This is a genomic window from Providencia sp. PROV119 (assembly GCF_028482435.1).
GTDB classification, from domain to species: domain Bacteria; phylum Pseudomonadota; class Gammaproteobacteria; order Enterobacterales; family Enterobacteriaceae; genus Providencia; species Providencia stuartii.
Genome location: NZ_JAMPQL010000033.1, coordinates 26,166 through 42,848 on the forward strand (window position 1 = coordinate 26,166; position 16,683 = coordinate 42,848).

The 16,683-nt window shown below is 36.3% G+C and carries 15 protein-coding genes; 10 read left to right on the forward strand and 5 right to left on the reverse strand.

Annotated features, from left to right (window positions below):
* Nucleotides 1-69: 69 nt before the first annotated feature.
* The 5 genes from pfkA to PSF11_RS19860 all read right to left on the reverse strand — a co-directional run bounded on the left by pfkA (nucleotide 70) and on the right by PSF11_RS19860 (nucleotide 5,346).
* Complete coding sequence (pfkA, locus tag PSF11_RS19840) at nucleotides 70-1,047, reverse strand: 6-phosphofructokinase (protein WP_004924408.1); 978 nt, start codon at nucleotides 1,045-1,047, stop codon at nucleotides 70-72.
* 538 nt (nucleotides 1,048-1,585) lie between these two features.
* Nucleotides 1,586-2,533 carry a phosphatidate cytidylyltransferase gene (locus PSF11_RS19845; RefSeq protein ID WP_004924405.1) on the reverse strand — a complete coding sequence of 316 codons (948 nt, stop codon included), beginning with the start codon at nucleotides 2,531-2,533 and terminating at the stop codon, nucleotides 1,586-1,588.
* Complete coding sequence (locus tag PSF11_RS19850) at nucleotides 2,530-3,171, reverse strand: lysophospholipid acyltransferase family protein (RefSeq protein WP_004924402.1); 642 nt, start codon at nucleotides 3,169-3,171, stop codon at nucleotides 2,530-2,532. The genes PSF11_RS19845 and PSF11_RS19850 overlap by 4 nt, the downstream gene beginning before the upstream one ends.
* A 308-nt stretch (nucleotides 3,172-3,479) precedes the next feature.
* Nucleotides 3,480-4,232 (reverse strand): M48 family metallopeptidase, encoded by a 753-nt coding sequence (locus tag PSF11_RS19855; RefSeq protein WP_004924398.1) that lies wholly within the window; start codon nucleotides 4,230-4,232, stop codon nucleotides 3,480-3,482.
* 577 nt (nucleotides 4,233-4,809) lie between these two features.
* On the reverse strand, nucleotides 4,810-5,346 hold the full coding sequence (locus PSF11_RS19860; RefSeq protein ID WP_014657231.1) for a Spy/CpxP family protein refolding chaperone: 537 nt from the start codon (nucleotides 5,344-5,346) through the stop codon (nucleotides 4,810-4,812).
* 153 nt (nucleotides 5,347-5,499) lie between these two features.
* Here PSF11_RS19860 and cpxR point away from each other — a divergent pair, with 153 nt between their 5' ends.
* From cpxR to PSF11_RS19905, 10 genes are all read left to right on the forward strand, one after another.
* Complete coding sequence (gene cpxR / locus PSF11_RS19865) at nucleotides 5,500-6,198, forward strand: envelope stress response regulator transcription factor CpxR (RefSeq protein ID WP_004924392.1); 699 nt, start codon at nucleotides 5,500-5,502, stop codon at nucleotides 6,196-6,198.
* The gene (gene cpxA, locus PSF11_RS19870; protein WP_272682878.1) at nucleotides 6,195-7,565 is read left to right on the forward strand and encodes an envelope stress sensor histidine kinase CpxA; all 1,371 of its coding nucleotides are present in this window, start codon (nucleotides 6,195-6,197) and stop codon (nucleotides 7,563-7,565) included. The genes cpxR and cpxA overlap by 4 nt, the downstream gene beginning before the upstream one ends.
* Nucleotides 7,566-8,046: 481 nt before the next feature.
* Nucleotides 8,047-9,435, forward strand: a complete 1,389-nt coding sequence (locus PSF11_RS19875; RefSeq protein ID WP_404932090.1) for a capsule assembly Wzi family protein — start codon at nucleotides 8,047-8,049, stop codon at nucleotides 9,433-9,435.
* Between the two features lie 730 nt (nucleotides 9,436-10,165).
* On the forward strand, nucleotides 10,166-11,242 hold the full coding sequence (locus PSF11_RS19880) for an NAD/NADP octopine/nopaline dehydrogenase family protein (RefSeq protein ID WP_072502671.1): 1,077 nt from the start codon (nucleotides 10,166-10,168) through the stop codon (nucleotides 11,240-11,242).
* A 3-nt stretch (nucleotides 11,243-11,245) separates the two neighbouring features.
* A complete protein-coding gene (locus PSF11_RS19885) occupies nucleotides 11,246-12,235 on the forward strand; it encodes an ATP-grasp domain-containing protein (RefSeq protein WP_072502670.1) in 990 nt (329 codons plus the stop codon).
* Between the two features lie 7 nt (nucleotides 12,236-12,242).
* A complete protein-coding gene (locus PSF11_RS19890) occupies nucleotides 12,243-13,457 on the forward strand; it encodes an oligosaccharide flippase family protein (RefSeq protein WP_036942530.1) in 1,215 nt (404 codons plus the stop codon).
* Complete coding sequence (locus tag PSF11_RS19895) at nucleotides 13,454-14,536, forward strand: glycosyltransferase (protein ID WP_036942527.1); 1,083 nt, start codon at nucleotides 13,454-13,456, stop codon at nucleotides 14,534-14,536. Before PSF11_RS19890 ends, PSF11_RS19895 begins: the two co-directional genes overlap by 4 nt.
* Nucleotides 14,536-15,375: a hypothetical protein gene (locus PSF11_RS19900; RefSeq protein WP_036942526.1), complete on the forward strand. Its 840-nt coding sequence runs from the start codon at nucleotides 14,536-14,538 to the stop codon at nucleotides 15,373-15,375. The genes PSF11_RS19895 and PSF11_RS19900 overlap by 1 nt, the downstream gene beginning before the upstream one ends.
* A gap of 11 nt (nucleotides 15,376-15,386) precedes the next feature.
* A complete protein-coding gene (locus PSF11_RS21405; RefSeq protein ID WP_036942525.1) occupies nucleotides 15,387-16,448 on the forward strand; it encodes an EpsG family protein in 1,062 nt (353 codons plus the stop codon).
* Nucleotides 16,449-16,463: 15 nt separating this feature from the next.
* On the forward strand, nucleotides 16,464-16,683 hold a 220-nt coding region (locus tag PSF11_RS19905), incomplete at its 3' end, for an SDR family NAD(P)-dependent oxidoreductase (protein WP_272682879.1).

Consider the following 16,683-nt stretch of genomic DNA (forward strand, 5'->3'; position numbering starts at 1 on the left):
GAGAGATCAAACCTGCACGGCACTGAAACGGCACCGCACAGGTGAGATTTGCAATCGTAGAGGTAGAGATTAATACAGTTTTTTCGCTGTGTCGTACCACTCTTTCTTAAATACACGCTTCATATTCATTACAGCATCAATGATATCGTGGTGAACCAGTTTTTCATTTTGAATACCGACACAACGACCGCCGTAACCTTCTAATAATAGCTGAATAGAGTAGGCTCCCATGCGCGATGCGAGAATACGGTCATAAGCCACTGGCGAGCCACCACGCTGAATATGCCCCAATACCGTTGCGCGCGTTTCATGATGCGTTTCCGCTTCAATATATTTCGCTAGCTCATCAACATCGCAAACATGCTCAGTGATTGCCACAATGGCATGGCGTTTACCTTTCTCAATGCCTTGTTTTATCTCAGATAACAGCTCTTCGCGGTCAAATGACATTTCATTTTCAGGCAGAACGATAAACTCACAACCACCGGCAATCGCAGCCGAAAGCGTCAGATCGCCACAATAGCGCCCCATAACTTCAACAATCGAAATACGTTTATGAGACGTCGAGGTGTCACGCAGACGGTCAATCGCTTCCACTACCGTTTCAAGTGCGGTGAAATAACCAATGGTATAGTCCGTTCCCGCCACATCATTATCGATGGTTCCCGGCAAACCAATACAGGGGAAACCTGCCTCTGTTAGTGATTTTGCCCCTAGGTAAGAGCCATCACCACCAATCACCACCAGCGCATCAATATGATTTTTTTTCAGATTATCAATGGCAACAGCACGAACTTTTTCATCGCGGAATTGAGGGAAACGAGCCGAGCCAAGGAAGGTGCCACCGCGGTTAATCATGTCAGAAACACTATAGCGATCTAGCTGTTTCATACGGTTTTCATATAAGCCTAGATACCCATCATAAATACCCATGACTTCTAAACCTTCGCTCAATGCAGCACGTACAACACCACGGATTGCAGCGTTCATACCCGGTGCATCACCACCACTTGTTAGTACCCCAATTCTTTTAATCTGTTTGACCATGATGACCTCTGATTAATGAATATAAATTGCAAATCGATGAAAAACACAATGATATCGTACTTTTCTAACGTACATTCTGTTATAAACAACTCATGCTGAATTGATTCACCTAGCGTTATAATAAGACAAAGGAACCTATCTATACCTGCTTTCTATCAAGCTTTGCTTGTTTATTGTGATCCAGCTTACACAATTTTAGTCTATAAAACGGATTGCCGCAGAAGCAGAGGCTCACTATAGCGGGTGTTGTCTTACTTCGAAACAAAAATTAAGTGCATATCATAGCATTTATGTAACATAGAAGCTTAACCTTGCGAGTTAAAAGTAAACAGAGGCGCCTACTACCCACACGATAAAAAATAAATGTTCACTGGCTTTCTCAAAACCAAAGCGAAACTACGCAACTGAGCCGTTTTGGCTCAAGCGTTTATTGATTGAGTGAGTGAGAAACAAAAAAGCCCCGTTAGCGGTTATAATTAACCAACGGGGCTCCATTTTCAAAGGCTAATACTTGGAGTCATCAGGCACAGGCCTAAGATTAAGTATAAAAATAGCGTGTTAGATGGAAGAAGATTGGCGCGGCAAAGCATAAAGAGTCGATACGATCTAGCATCCCGCCGTGCCCTTCGATTATGGCGCCAAAATCTTTGATGCCGCTATCGCGTTTGATAGCAGACATACATAATCCTCCCACAAAGCCCATTAGGGTAATCGCCAGTGACATTAGCCCTGCTGCCCACCAACTAAATGGGGTTACCCAATACAAGCAGATACCAATTAGCACGGAAGATAAAATGCCACCAACAAAGCCTTCAATGGTTTTGTTCGGGCTTAATTTTGGCACAATAGGATGTTTGCCAAACAATTTTCCAAACACATATTGCAGCACATCAGAAAGTTGCGTAACCACAATCAAGAACAGCAGCAGTTTGACGTTTTCCCCCTCATAACCTTGAATATCCAACATCAACAAGGCTGGTACATGGCTTAAACAGAATACCGCGACTAACATCCCCCACTGAATTTTTGAGGTACGCTCGAGGAAATGATACGTATCTCCCGCTAAGGCAATGCGAGTAGGTAAGAAAAGGAACACAAACACCGGCACAAAGACTGAGAACATGCCATACCACTGAATGCCGACTAAAACATATTGCAGAGGGAGGAAAATAAAAAAGCACCAAAATAGGGCTTCATGGTCACTACGCCGAGTCGGTGTTAAGGTAATAAACTCCCGCAATGCAAAAAATGAGATCAGTGCAAATAAAATCACGACACCGATATTGCCAATCACAACGGCAAGTACACAGACAATACACATTAACCACCAAGCTCGGATCCGAGCATTCAAGTTATCAATGGTTGGATTGCTGTTATCCCCTGAATAACGGTAAGCGAGGATCCCGCCAATAATACTAGCGACCACAAGTATGCTAAAGACACCTGATAGCAATAACACGATTTCGCTATCCCAAATACTACTCATGGCATCAACTCCTCTAGTGCGAGTTTCGCACGCTCTAAGAATACGGCTTTTGGTTCATCCTCGCCTAATGGGGCTAATGGCTTGCCCACAACCGCAGAGCAGATCACCGGCACAACCAACTTCGACCCCTTTGGTAGTACGCGATTTAAATTCTCAAGGTACACAGGCACCACTTCAACATGAGGGTGTTTTTTGGCTAAGTGATAGATACCGCTTTTAAAATGACTTAATTCTTCGCCATCCCCGCGCGTACCTTCTGGGAACAAAATCAATGATTCTTGTTTTTCCAATATCGCCTCAAGTGGCTCTAAGACATTCTCTTTCGCCGTTCCATCACCTTTACGGTCGATTAAAACAGCGCGAAAAACGTTATTGACTAGATAGCGTCGAAAGGGCGTTTTATCCCAATAATCTCTTGCGGCGACAGGGTGAACAGCATGGCGCATTAAAGGAGGTAATCCAGCCCAAATAACTAAACCATCAAGATGGCTGGAATGGTTAGCATAATAGATACGTGGTGTCATTGCCGGTTGGCAACCAACCCAACGGGTACGTACGCCCGTTAATAAACGACAAGTAAATGACAGCAACATTCCCATGCCTTTTGCTAGCAAAGAAATCCTCTGAGCTTTTTCCATTTTTATTCCTTGCGAATCGTTATTTTATTTTTGCTACCCAGCCACGACAAAAAATAGGGTAGCTATTTTTAGCGAATACACCCAAAAAGAAATTCAAGCATCAAAATAGGTGGAGTTATTTTAGAGTGCAAGCAGCAAGGTCTGATTTCGTTTTTTTTGAGACAATATTCGCAGATAAACAGCAAAGAATAGATTATTAGCAAAAAGTTAATGGCATGATCACAAGATCAACACAAATGAAGATACAAAAAAAGCAGTAAAGGCGGCACCTCTACTGCTTTTCAATATTATTCTAACTGAATAAATAATTATTTTTTGTCAGCCGCGATACGGTCACGGATATGTTGTGCACGCTCTGCTGACGGTGGGTGAGAATCGAACATGCTGCTTTCTTTGCTACCCATTTGAGCTAATTTCTCAAAACCAGTGACTAAGCCGTCAGTTTTAACACCGCGTTTTTTCAGCAAGTCATAAGAGAAATCATCCGCTTGGCTCTCTTGATGTTGAGAGAACTGAGAGTTAATCAGTTTTTCACCCAGCGCAGCTAATTGTGAAGAGCTGAGTTGCTCAACAACGCCACCCGCTGAAGCTGCTGCGGTACGCGCGGCAACCGCGGCATAAGCAACTTGCATTGCTTTACGTGTATGGCCGAGTGCAACGTGGCCCATTTCATGACCTAATACACCTTCAACTTCGTTATCATTCATGATATCCATCAGGCCGCTATAGACACGAACGCAACCATTCGCCATTGCCCAAGCATTCACATCATCAGTCATATAAACTTTGTAGTTAACTGGTGTGCCATCAATTTCATTGCCTAATGATTTAGCAATTTTATCTAAGCGTTTAGAGTACTTGCTTGAAGCGGGTGCAATTTTATTTTGTGCGTCCATTTCTTTACAAGATTGGTCGCTTAATTGCTTAACGTCACCATCCGTTAAAGTAGCGGCTTGGAATAATTGCATACCAGAGTTAGTTAGCATGCCTTGGTCTAAGTTTTTACATCCCGTCAAAATGACAGCAGAGACAGCGACTGCAACAAGAGCCTTCATTTTCATAATATTATTTTCCTTTGCAATACACACAACAATTTTACGGCATAAAGACTATGAATTTTGAGCAAAATAACAATAGGAATAGAGTGAGATCATCTTCATAAAATGAATTTAACCCGTTTTTTGTCTTAATAGCAAAATCATTGGAATAATAATTCGCTTTATCCAAAATAATTAACTAAATAATCAGTTTCTGTAGAGTCGAGTCTGAACAATTCACCATAAAGAGGTGTTCGACGAAACGCACAACACTAAGATAGGATAAAATTCGCAGGGCTTTGTCTACTTGATGATTAAAAATAGAAGCACCAAAGAGCGCCTTTGCCGTTGTTTCAGAACCTATATTATTTGCTCAGCATGTTTATATTATCGATAAAAACCTTCATCAACGGGGTGATCAAAAGGGAAGCATAGAGAGGGATCCATTTTTTATTTTAAAAGCTAAGCGCAAAAAAAAAAGCCCCTAAAAGGGGCTGTAAAAGACAGGGATGGTGTCTATGGCAAGGAAAAAACTTCACTTATTGCTACTTCACTACTACGATCAAGAGAATTCGGTACCCAATAAATTTCATTCAATGAGTTATTGCAAAGCCTGATATTGAGACATTTTTTGTTGATGGATCTGCTCAAGTTGGGCTTTCTGCTCAGGTGTTAATAACTGATACAATTCATGATGAATTCGCGCCATTTCAACACGCTGAGTTAATTCTTTTTGCAAACTTTTTTCTAATTGGGCACGTACTGCCTGCTCATCAAAGTCGTCTGCGGTAATTAAACTGTGCAATGCTTCACGCTCTTGCACTGAAACTGGGTTATCAAATTGATAACGGCGTTGTGTTGCCATTAAATCACGTAATTGCTGGCGCTGTTTTTCATTTAACGTGATACCATTAAACATAAATGTACTCGTGCGTTCTTCACTACCAAACAGCTCATAATGCTGAAGTTTAGCCAACGCTGATGAGGTAGGCTCATTTTGCATTTGCAACATTAGGGGAGTCGAACCATCACCAGTTTGTGCCACATTTTCTGGTGTATCCCCAAAAGCCGTCACTGAGCCGAAAATGAATGCAGAGGCTAACGTCAACATTACTGTTGTTTGTGCTGTTCTTTGCATTTCTGACTCCTTGTTCTCGGACAGTGCTCGTGATTCAATGTGGACAACTATACGCCGGTGGCTGCAAACTAGCGTCAGAGCATGTAAAAGAACGTAAAGTCATGGAATCATGAAGATTGTTATCGTATTTTGGCAGTTGGAGGACTTAAACACATGCATAAAATCCTATTAGTTGATGACGACCGTGAACTCACGTCGCTCTTAAAAGAACTGCTCGAAATGGAAGGTTTCAACGTTGTCATCGCCTATGATGGTGAACAGGCTTTACAACAACTGGACTCGTCCATTGATCTGTTATTACTTGATGTCATGATGCCAAAGAAAAATGGTATTGAGACATTAAAAGAGTTGCGTCAAATCCACCAAACTCCTGTCATTATGTTAACCGCTCGCGGTAGTGAGCTAGACAAAGTGTTAGGCCTTGAGTTAGGTGCAGATGACTATCTTCCTAAACCTTTCAATGACCGCGAACTCGTTGCCCGTATCCGTGCACTATTGCGCCGTTCTAATTGGAGCGAACAGAATCAGGGCGACAATAGCAATACGCCTGTTCTGCAAGTTGATAAGCTACAATTAAACCCTGGTCGCCAAGAGGCCAGCTTTGATAACGAAATTCTAGACCTAACAGGTACTGAGTTCACGCTACTCTATTTATTAGCTCAGCACCTTGGTCAAGTCGTTTCAAGAGAGCATCTAAGCCAAGAAGTTCTTGGGAAACGCTTAACGCCATTTGACCGTGCTATTGATATGCACATTTCTAACTTACGCCGTAAATTGCCAGAGCGTACAGATGGTCAACCGTGGTTTAAAACTTTACGTGGTCGTGGATACTTGATGGTTTCAGCAACATGATAAATAGCTTAACCGCAAGAATATTTGCAATTTTCTGGTTTACCCTCGCACTAGTGTTAATGCTAGTGCTGATGGTACCCAAGCTAGACTCTCGGCAGCTCACTTCCCTTCTGGAAAGTGAGCAGCGCCAAGGGGAAATGCTTGAACAACACATCGAAGCCGAACTTGCACAGGCGCCGATGAATGACCTTCTTTGGTGGAGGCGGATTTCTAATTCCATCAAAAAATGGGCGCCTCCGGGGCAACGTCTGATCATTGTGACCAGTGAAGGACGTGTTATCGGGGCGATGCCCAGTGAAATGCAAGTGATCCGTAACTTTATCGGGCAATCCGACAATGCCGATCACCCGAAAAAGAAAAAATATGGTCGCGCGGAAATTCTTGGGCCTTTTTCCATTCGCGACGGTGAAGACCATTACCAACTCTATTTAGTTCGCCCAGCCAATAGCCCACAATCAGACTTTATTAACTTATTGTTTGACCGGTCATTCTTGTTATTAATTGCCACTATGCTGATTAGCGCCCCATTATTACTTTGGTTATCATGGAGCTTGGCACGCCCTGCCCGTAAATTAAAAATGGCAGCAGACGATGTCGCAAAAGGCAATTTACGACCACACCCTGAACTTGAATCGGGGCCGCAAGAGTTTCTTTCTGCCGGTAACAGTTTTAACCAGATGATTAGCGCGCTTGATGGCATGGTCACTGCCCAACAACGACTGATTTCTGATATCTCGCACGAACTACGGACGCCACTCACACGCTTACAACTGGCAACGGCACTCTTACGCCGCCGCCATGGTGAAAGTAAAGAGCTAGAACGTATCGAAACCGAAACGCATCGCCTAGATAGTATGATCAATGACTTACTCGTGCTATCACGCAGCCAGCACAAAAATGAGATCTTAAGGGAGAATATTAAAGCCGATGAATTATGGGGCGATATTCTAGAAGATGCTCGCTTTGAAGCAGAGCAGATGAATAAAACGTTAGATGTCACCGCTCCGCCAGGCCCATGGCCGATTTATTGCAATCCATCGGCGATAGGCAGTGCATTTGAAAATATCGTTCGCAATGCCCTTCGCTACTCAAATACCCACATTGCGGTCAATTTTAAAGAGGAAAACAACGGCATCTTAATCACAGTTGATGATGATGGCCCAGGAGTTAGCCCCGCTGATCGCGAACACATTTTCCGCCCTTTCTACCGTACAGATGAAGCACGCGATAGGGAGACTGGCGGAACTGGCCTAGGCCTTGCGATTGTTGAAACCGCAATCTCACAGCATAAAGGCTGGGTAAAAGCAGACGATAGCCCACTTGGTGGCCTCCGTTTGCAAATTTGGTTACCCGAGCATGGTCGGTGATCCCAATTAACTCTCGGCGCCTTAATATTCATTTAATTAAGGCGCCAATTTTATTCCCACGCCAATATAAGTAATTTCACCTAATTAAAATCCGTTTAATCAATTTGCTATTCAATCATTTTAAGACAGTCAGTATCACCAAATAAGACAAATAGTTCCTCTAGCCTACTGTTTTAATTATGTTGTGATATATCATCATAAAAAGGCAATTTACCGCATGCGCCTATAATCTGCTTTTTATTTATTCAGAGTTTGCCTATTATATAAAAAAAACACCGCACACATGCCTAACTAATACGTCAAATAGAACAGTAAGATAATTGTGGGCGATATCGTACTTTACTCGTGTTCGGAATTTACTTATTACTTTTGCGCCTATTTTCGCGCTAAAACACAAAAAATTAGACGACTCAACTCAACGGATTCATCAATGAAAAAAATCAAGCTTACCAAGTTGGCCATTTTAACGGTATTGGGCGTAATGAGTGGCAATACTCTTGCTGGGGGTCTCGTTCTACCGGATAATAACTTACGAAACGACCTTGCATGGTTATCAGAACGTAATGTTATTCAAATCAGCCTTTCTACATGGCCCCTATCTTCAGAAGAAATTACCCGCTCACTTAATAATGCAAATATCACCAATAGTGAACAAGAAGCGATTGTGCAGCGTATTAAGCAACAACTCAGTCGCACTAAAAATAACCTCCAATTACAAACCTACCTGTCAACGAGTAAGCCATCCATGCCACAGGGGTTCGCGCAAAGCGAATACAGTGATTTCCGTTATACCGTTGAAGGTAATTACAGCACCGATGATGTCGATTTAAATTTAAAAGCGAATGCTGAACGAGCGTTACGTGTTGAAAATGGCTCTGACTATAACCTTAATGGTTCTTACGGCGGCGTGAAAATTTGGAACCAATGGGTTAGCTTTGGTGAGATCCCTCAATGGTGGGGGCCAGGCCATGATGGTAGCTTGATCCGTACTGATGCAGCACGTCCTGTCACAGGTTTCCTGATACAGCGTGCAGACCAAAGTCCTTTTGAAACCCCTTGGTTATCATGGATTGGCTCATGGCAATATCAGCTTACAGCAGGCCAAATTAAGCAGTACTCCTCACAACCCCATACCAAGCTCATTGGTTTACGTATGACCATGAACCCAACGGATTTCTTTGAGTTAGGGGGTTCACGCGTAGTCATGTGGGGAGGTGAAGGTCGCCCTAACAACTGGAATTCTTTCTGGAATGCGATGGCCGGTAAAGATAATACGGGTGATCAAAATGATGACCCCGGTAACCAGCTTGCAGGGCTTGACGCTAAAATCAAACTCTACCCGCTGATTGGTTTACCTGTCAGTGTTTACGGCCAAATGATCGGTGAAGATGAAGCCGGTATGTTCCCATCGAAAAATGCTTTTATGGGGGGTATCGAAGGCTACCATACTGCATGGGGTCAGCCTTTAAGCTGGTATATTGAAGGTTCTAATACCCATACCGAATGGAACAAAAACGGCGTGATGTATACTCACTTTATCTACCAAAATGGATACTACCAACAAGGTGCACCTTTGGGTCATGCCATGGGTGGTGATGGGCGTATGTTATCAGCCAAAGTGGAATATACCCTTGACGATGATAACCGTGTTAGTACACGTTTAGTCTATGCCAAGGTCAATAAAGAAAGTTATCCACAAAACAAAATCTACCCTAAATCAGAAACAATCAAGGGTGTCGATTTAGGTTGGTGGCATAACTTTGATAACATGGTCAGCACCGATGCAAAAGTCTGGGTATCGAAAACAGATTACGACACCAGTGATGATATTGGTGCTTCCGTCATGGTAACCGTACCGTTCGAATGGTAATCAATCGCCATTAATAAAAGTGTTATATCCATGATAAAACTAGCCGCTGAATTATTCGCGGCTAGTTTTTTATTTCTAGTCGAAATTCGACTTATTTAGAAATCACACTATAATTATCAGCAAGGTTTATTTCTGATGCTTTTTTATTCATTTAATAAAATAATAAAATTAATTATTGCTCTTTATTAATTTAACGTCACTAAGGCGTATTAGCATAACCAAAAAATAAAAATGATATATTTCTAAATTATTTCACTTATCTTAACTCGATATTCGGGTATAGAAATATATCTCAATCGAATGAATAAAATACATCCATAAAAAATAAGGTTATTTCCTAAGATAGCAGATAAAATATTGCCTACGGTCAGCAAAGGAATCCCAAAGAATATAAATCTATTCTTTACAATAGGTTAGAGAGTTAGCAAAATAATAAGACTATTCTCTAAGACAATCACACCGATAGTCAGCAACTATATTTAGTGATATTATTAGGCGCTTTCGCTTGACCGAGTCAGCGAAAATGCATGCCCTTTTGAGGGCAATGAATGATAAGACGTGCTTATCAATTGAGCGACTACGTAAAAACGTAATGTTTTCAATTAATAAGCACGAATGTAGAATTCGATGGTGCTCTGGGACCCGACAACCCAGTGCGGTAGCTATGTCAAAGACTTTTCAATCGAACTAAATTCACACTAATTAAAATACAGGTTATATAGGGTAATAGATGAATATTAGCATTCTCGGAGCTGGAAATGCAGGTTGCGCACACGCTGCAATGTTTACCTTGCGTGGTCACGATGTAACACTAATAAAAACCTCAAACTCTTTACATGATGAAAATTATAATGTAATAAAAAAAAATAATGGAATTTTTCTTTCTCATAAAAACATAACTAATCAGTTTATTCCATTAAAAAGTATTACTAGAAATATAAAAAATGGTATACAAGATGCCGATTTAATAATAATTATGACTCAAACATTGTATCACCATGAAATATCTAAAAAAATAAAAGAGCATATTACAGATAGAACCAAATATATAATGTCTATACCTGGATATTTAGGTAGTTTACATTACATAGATTTAGAAAATGTAATATTAATAGAGGGTGAGTCAACTCCATATGACGCAAGAATCACATCTCCTGGTCATATTCAAATATTATTTGAAAATATACGAAATGCTATTGGAGTATATCCAGAAAAATATAAAGAAGACGCGCTAAAACTATGTAAAGAGCTAACACCGGCATATCATAAAACAAGAAGTAATATTATTGAATCTGCACTCCATAACCCTAACCTTGTTGTACATACAATCGGAGCAATTATGTCTGCTTCTAGAATTGAATACAGTAAGGGAGAATTTTGGATGTATAAGGAGGCCTTTACTCCAGCAATTTGGAATCTAATTGAGGAACTGGATAACGAAAAAAATAAAGTCATCTCACATTACCACGGTATACCATCACCATATGTAGAAGAATGTAAATATAGAAATGAAGTTGATCTAACTCAAGATGCAAAACAAGTTTTTGAAATGTATGCAGCAACCGGGGGCCCTAAGGGCCCAGAGGATGTAAACTCAAGATATATCTATGAAGATGTTCCCAAAGGTTTAGTTTTATTAGAAACTTTAGCTAAAATTGCTAATATACCTACTCCTCTAGCGACATCATTAATTGAAATTTCATCCTTTTTATTATCTAGAAACTTTAGAAAAGATAATCAAGAAGAACTTAGTAGTTTTATCAATAGTATTTCTAATAAGAATATTTTTAATAAATTAGTTGGATAAATAATGAAACTTGGCATACTTGATGGATTTAACAAAGACTGCACAAATAATTATATTAACGCTTGCACTGAACTTAATATAGATTTTGTGTTAATCGACTTATATGCAAATGACTGGCTACAGAAAATACAAAATAGTGATGCAGATGGTTTTCTCTGTAGGCCACCTTGTTCTATCCAAGAGAGAAAAACGATATATGATGAAAGGCTTTATTTTATTTCTCATTTTTTAAATAAAAAAATATATCCATCATATGATGAAAATTTTATATATGAAAACAAACGCAATATGTATTCCTGGTTATCTTTATATAATTTTCCTCATGTAAAAACAAATATTTTTGTAAGAAAAAATGATGCATTAAAATTCATTGAACAAAGTAGATTTCCTTTAATAATTAAATCAAACATTGGAGCTAGTGGTTCTGGAGTTTTTAAGCTTAAGAATAAAAGTCAGGCAAATAAATTTATTAGAAAATCTTTTGGATATTTTAACGGTGCTTTCGCTTTAGGGATTTTACCGAAGAAAAAAAAGTTTGCTATGAATATTCCTCTTTTAGGCCATGCCCAAAAACATTTTTTAATATTTCAAGACTGGATTGAATGCAAATGGGAATGGAGAATAATAAAAATAGGTAATTCTTATTTTGGATATAAGAAATTAATAGGAAAGACTGGTTTTGCAAGTGGTAGCCTTTTAGACGGTTGGGGAGAACCACCTTTAGAGCTATTAAAACTAGCAACTAAAGTATGTGAAACTGGAAACTTCAATTCAATGGCCATTGATATTCTTGAATCATTAGATGGTAAATTTTATATTAATGAACTACAATGTATCTTTGGTGCATATAATCCATCACAAATGTATATTGATGAAAAGCCATGCCGCTATATATATGATGGTAAAGATTATAAATTAGAGTTCGGATATTTTTGCCAAAATGGCTGTGCAAATCTACGTGTAGAACATTTTCTTGATTTACTATCTAAGTAAAATAAACATGAGCAGCAAAAAAATAATAATAAATAATATTTTCAGTCTTGGTTCTATAGAGATAATAGGCTTATTGATACCCATAATCTCTATGCCATTGCTAACTAGTGCTTTAGGGGCTGATATGTATGGTCAATATTTATTAATAATGACCATATTAACCTTCGGAAATACCATTGTGGATTATGGAGTTCAATATTCAGGAGTTAGAGATGTATCTAAAAATATAAACAATAAGAAAGCTAGAGATTTTTTATTCTCAAATTATCAGGCAATCAGACTTTTTCTTTCTTTTATATATATCATTATAATATCCTTTTATTTTATTTTATTTAAAAGTGAATTCATGATGTATATATGGTCATCCTTAATTCCATATATTTTTGGCTATTTTTTATCTAGCCCGTGGTTTTTTTTATCAATAAATAAAACAAAGATTCTTTTAATAAGTGCTCTTGCCACAAAAATAACCACTCTTCTTTTTATAATTTTCTTTTTAAAAGAACCTGGTGATTTTCTTTTTCTATTATATTTTACCAGTTACCCTAGTTTAATATCAGGTATAATACTAAGCTTTTACTTGATTAAGATTTATAAAGTAAAAGTAATAAAGCCTAAATATTTTAACAGCTATATAAAAAGAGGTTGGAATATCTTTATTGGTATACTAGCTCCTAATTTCTATAATTCAATTCCAGTTATTATTTTAGGAAGCTACGCAAGTACATTGCAGTTTGCTAAATTTGCAATTGCATCAAGAATATGTAGTATAATAATGACTTTTCAAGATGTATTTGCAAAAGCAATATATCCAGTAATAATTCAAAATTCTGGAAGTCAATTGAAAAATATATTATTTATTAATATTATATTTAGCACTTTATCAATGACATTCATTTTTACATTAGGCGAGTTTTTTTTAAAGTATTTAATTGGTGATGAACTTGCAATTAATAATTTATATCTTTATATCATTTCTTTTGGGATTTTTTTCAATGGTGTAACTAATGCTCTAAGTAAAGGGTATTTTTTACCTAATTCGCATGATTTAATTTATAAAAAAATCTCTATGCGAGTTTCTATATTATCAGCTATACTCTCATACCTGCTAATATATAAATTTGGTGTCTTAGGTGGTGCCATAGCAATTACTATTGCTAGGTTTCTCTTTTCTCTAGACTATTCTATCACATATATAAAAATGAAAAAAAACATTATATGAATATGAAAAAGGTATTTATAATATTACCGTCTTTAGGAGGCGGTGGTGCTGAAAAAAACATCATTGCGTTAGCAAATTTTTTATCAAGAATATACTCTGTACATATAATATGTTGCTACTCTAAAGATGAAAATAAAAACATAAGTAATTTAAATGATAATATACAATTAAGCTTTTTAGAGAAGAAAAAAGTCATTCATTCCTTACCTAGATTAATAAATATTATTAGGACTGAGAAGCCAGAAAATATTATAACTACTGTTGCTTATTTTTCACTATTATTTAGTTTGTTAATCCCTTTTCTCCCCAAAAAAATAAATATAATTTGTAGAGAAACAAATATTCCTGAAATATATGGTAAAGGTAAAGGTAAAATTTATTTTATACTCTCATCTTTAATATATAGATTTTTCTATAAAAAATATGACTATATTGTTTGTCAATCTAATGATATGTTAAAATCCATACAAAACGTAACAAGAATGACAAAAAAAAATCAAATAGTAAAAATTAATAATCCGGCTATTCCATCCACTGAACTAAAGGAGATAAGATATGAGGACTCATTACCATTTAAAAAATATATCCTATCTGCTGGAAGATTAACATATCAAAAAGGGTTCGATTTATTAATAACCGAATACAAAAGTTCAATATTTTTTCAGAAAAATATTCCTCTTTTAATTGCTGGCACAGGACCAATGGAGAGTGACTTAGCTAGAATAATTAAAGATAACAATCTAGGCAATCATATTTTTTTAATTGGTTTTAGAAATGATATTAATTTTTTGTTAAAAAATGCTCTTTGTTTTATTCTATCTTCTAGATATGAGGGTTTCCCTAATATTGTATTAGAATCTTTATACTTGGGCTGCCCAGTTATTTCTAGAAATATTTCGGGAGGAATAAACGAAATTATAAAATCTGGTTTTAATGGTTTTATCTATGAAAATGATTTAGAAAAGCCGTCAAATTTGTTTTTTAAAACTTCTTTTAATAAAAAAGAGATTTCTTATGATATAATGAGTAGATTTAGTCCAGAAAATACTCTTTCTAAATATTTGGAGATCCTAAAATAATGATAGCAATATTGATCTCAACGACCTATAAGAGACTATCTAATATTCAATCCCATCAGTTTCCTGTTAGTGATAAACTTAATTACATAATATCATGCCAAGGTGAAAAAGAACATAATGATGATTTCTATATATCACATTTAGATAAAGTCTTCAGTAGCAATTCATACGTTTTATTACATTTGAAAAAAAGTGGATTATCAAATAATAGAAATAATTGCCTAAGCTATTTTATTAAAAATGATACTAATTCTACGCATTGCTACATAGCTGATGATGATATTTCAATTATTAAGGAAAATTTATTTACTCTTAAAGATATTGCAAGTAAAAATAATATAGACCTTGCAATTGGGAAAGTAATCACTGATAATGAAAGTAAAATAGAATACAAAAATTATCCTGATAAACAATTCTTTTTTTCTTTAATTTCCGCTTCAAAAATTAGTAGTGTTGAGATGCTAATATCAAAATCAATTTTACTGAAAACTAAAGTTGAATTTGATAAAAATTTCGGCTTGGGAACGACATTCCCATCAGGTGAAGAATATATTTTTTCTACCGATATTATAAAGAAAAAAGGTAAAGTATGTTTCTTTCCTATAAATATTTGTATTCACCCAATGGAAAGTTCTGGAAAAGATTTTTTTTCATCACGAGATAAAATTCAAGCTAAAGGTGCTATGCTATGTCGTATTTTTGGTTCGAAAAAAGCTAAACTTTTGGCTTTAATTTGGGCTATAAAAAAGCACACAGTATATAAAAAATATATTAGCTTCTTCTCTTTTAAAAAAACATTATTTTCTGGAATAGAAAATTTCTCCTCACTTAATAAGTAAATAAAATAGACATGACCTTTCTATTTCTACTTCTTTTCTGTACTTTTTATTTCTATATAATAAAAAATTACACTCCTAGCTTTATATTATACCTTCCTGCTTTTATTGTTTATTTCTTGATTGCTGGGTTGCAATATAATGTTGGTTCTGATTACCCATCATATATATACATATATGAAAACCCTTGGGTTTTGGAGAGATATTTTAACTCAGGAGAGTTTTTCTTTTATTATTCAAATATTATTTTGAATAACTTGGAATTACCATCTCAGTTTATATTCATACTATTTTCCTTTGTTCAATCCCTTTTTATATTCCTTTACCTAAAAAAACTTAAGCATTATCATATTACACTTTGGATTTTTTTTGCTCTATTTATTACTGTAACAAACATATATAACAATCAATTAAATGGAATACGTCAATATGCAGCTTTAACTCTATTGCCATTGTTAACTATAACTCTTTATGAAAAAAAATATAAAACTTATATTATTGGCTGCTTGTTTTCAATGACTTTCCATTTCACAGCTATTATTTTTATAGCTTTGTTATTTGTTAGGCCTTTATTAAAATTTGTATTACGCTATCCTTTTTTGTTATTTTCATTAAGCTTACCATTCTATATATTTCTATCCCAATCTGTACCATTTATTCTTGAACTAACAAATATGAAATATAGTTCGTATATGGAAAGTAAGTACTTTCAACCTAGAGATATATCAGTTATAATAACAAAATTATATTATCTTCCTTTGATTTTATATTTCTTTTTTATATTCAATAATAAAAAAGAAACTCACTTTAACTATATGAATTTTTGTCTCGCTATATTTGTAATAACTTTCTGGTCATTTATTATGGGGCTAGACATTGGGCTACTTTCAAGATTGGCAAACTATTTTTGGTTTTTCGTCATCTTTCCTTTGCTATATTTATTAAATAATGCATTGCAACGAAAAAAAACTTTCGAGTTTTTATTTATTTTTGTTTATTGCATTTTACCGTATTTAGCCAAAGTCACTTTTTTAGCCAAAGGTGAGTTTTTATATCAAAGTTATATATTCAATTAACTTTATGGAATTAATATGAAATATTTAGTTACTGGTAGTGCAGGTTTTATCGGTTTTAGACTATGTCAGCGTTTATTAGATAGTGGTCATGAGGTTGTTGGGATCGACAACATGAATGCTTATTACGATCAGGGTCTGAAACAGTCTCGTCTACATATTCTTGAGCAATACTCTCATTTTCGTTTTATCCCACTTGATATTACTGACCGTGAAAAAGTTGTGGCGCTGTGTATCC

Bases quoted from the DNA above. Each gene is read 5' to 3' on its own strand.
- PSF11_RS19885 (WP_072502670.1), top strand. From the start codon at position 11,246: ATGAAACTTGGCATACTTGATGGATTTAACAAAGACTGCACAAATAAT.
- PSF11_RS19895 (WP_036942527.1), top strand. From the start codon at position 13,454: ATGAATATGAAAAAGGTATTTATAATATTACCGTCTTTAGGAGGCGGT.
- PSF11_RS19880 (WP_072502671.1), top strand. From the start codon at position 10,166: ATGAATATTAGCATTCTCGGAGCTGGAAATGCAGGTTGCGCACACGCT.
- PSF11_RS19890 (WP_036942530.1), top strand. From the start codon at position 12,243: ATGAGCAGCAAAAAAATAATAATAAATAATATTTTCAGTCTTGGTTCT.
- PSF11_RS19860 (WP_014657231.1), bottom strand. From the start codon at position 5,346: ATGCAAAGAACAGCACAAACAACAGTAATGTTGACGTTAGCCTCTGCA.
- PSF11_RS19855 (WP_004924398.1), bottom strand. From the start codon at position 4,232: ATGAAAATGAAGGCTCTTGTTGCAGTCGCTGTCTCTGCTGTCATTTTG.
- cpxR (WP_004924392.1), top strand. From the start codon at position 5,500: ATGCATAAAATCCTATTAGTTGATGACGACCGTGAACTCACGTCGCTC.
- PSF11_RS19845 (WP_004924405.1), bottom strand. From the start codon at position 2,533: ATGAGTAGTATTTGGGATAGCGAAATCGTGTTATTGCTATCAGGTGTC.
- PSF11_RS19875 (WP_404932090.1), top strand. From the start codon at position 8,047: ATGAGTGGCAATACTCTTGCTGGGGGTCTCGTTCTACCGGATAATAAC.
- PSF11_RS21405 (WP_036942525.1), top strand. From the start codon at position 15,387: ATGACCTTTCTATTTCTACTTCTTTTCTGTACTTTTTATTTCTATATA.
- cpxA (WP_272682878.1), top strand. From the start codon at position 6,195: ATGATAAATAGCTTAACCGCAAGAATATTTGCAATTTTCTGGTTTACC.
- PSF11_RS19850 (WP_004924402.1), bottom strand. From the start codon at position 3,171: ATGGAAAAAGCTCAGAGGATTTCTTTGCTAGCAAAAGGCATGGGAATG.
- pfkA (WP_004924408.1), bottom strand. From the start codon at position 1,047: ATGGTCAAACAGATTAAAAGAATTGGGGTACTAACAAGTGGTGGTGAT.
- PSF11_RS19900 (WP_036942526.1), top strand. From the start codon at position 14,536: ATGATAGCAATATTGATCTCAACGACCTATAAGAGACTATCTAATATT.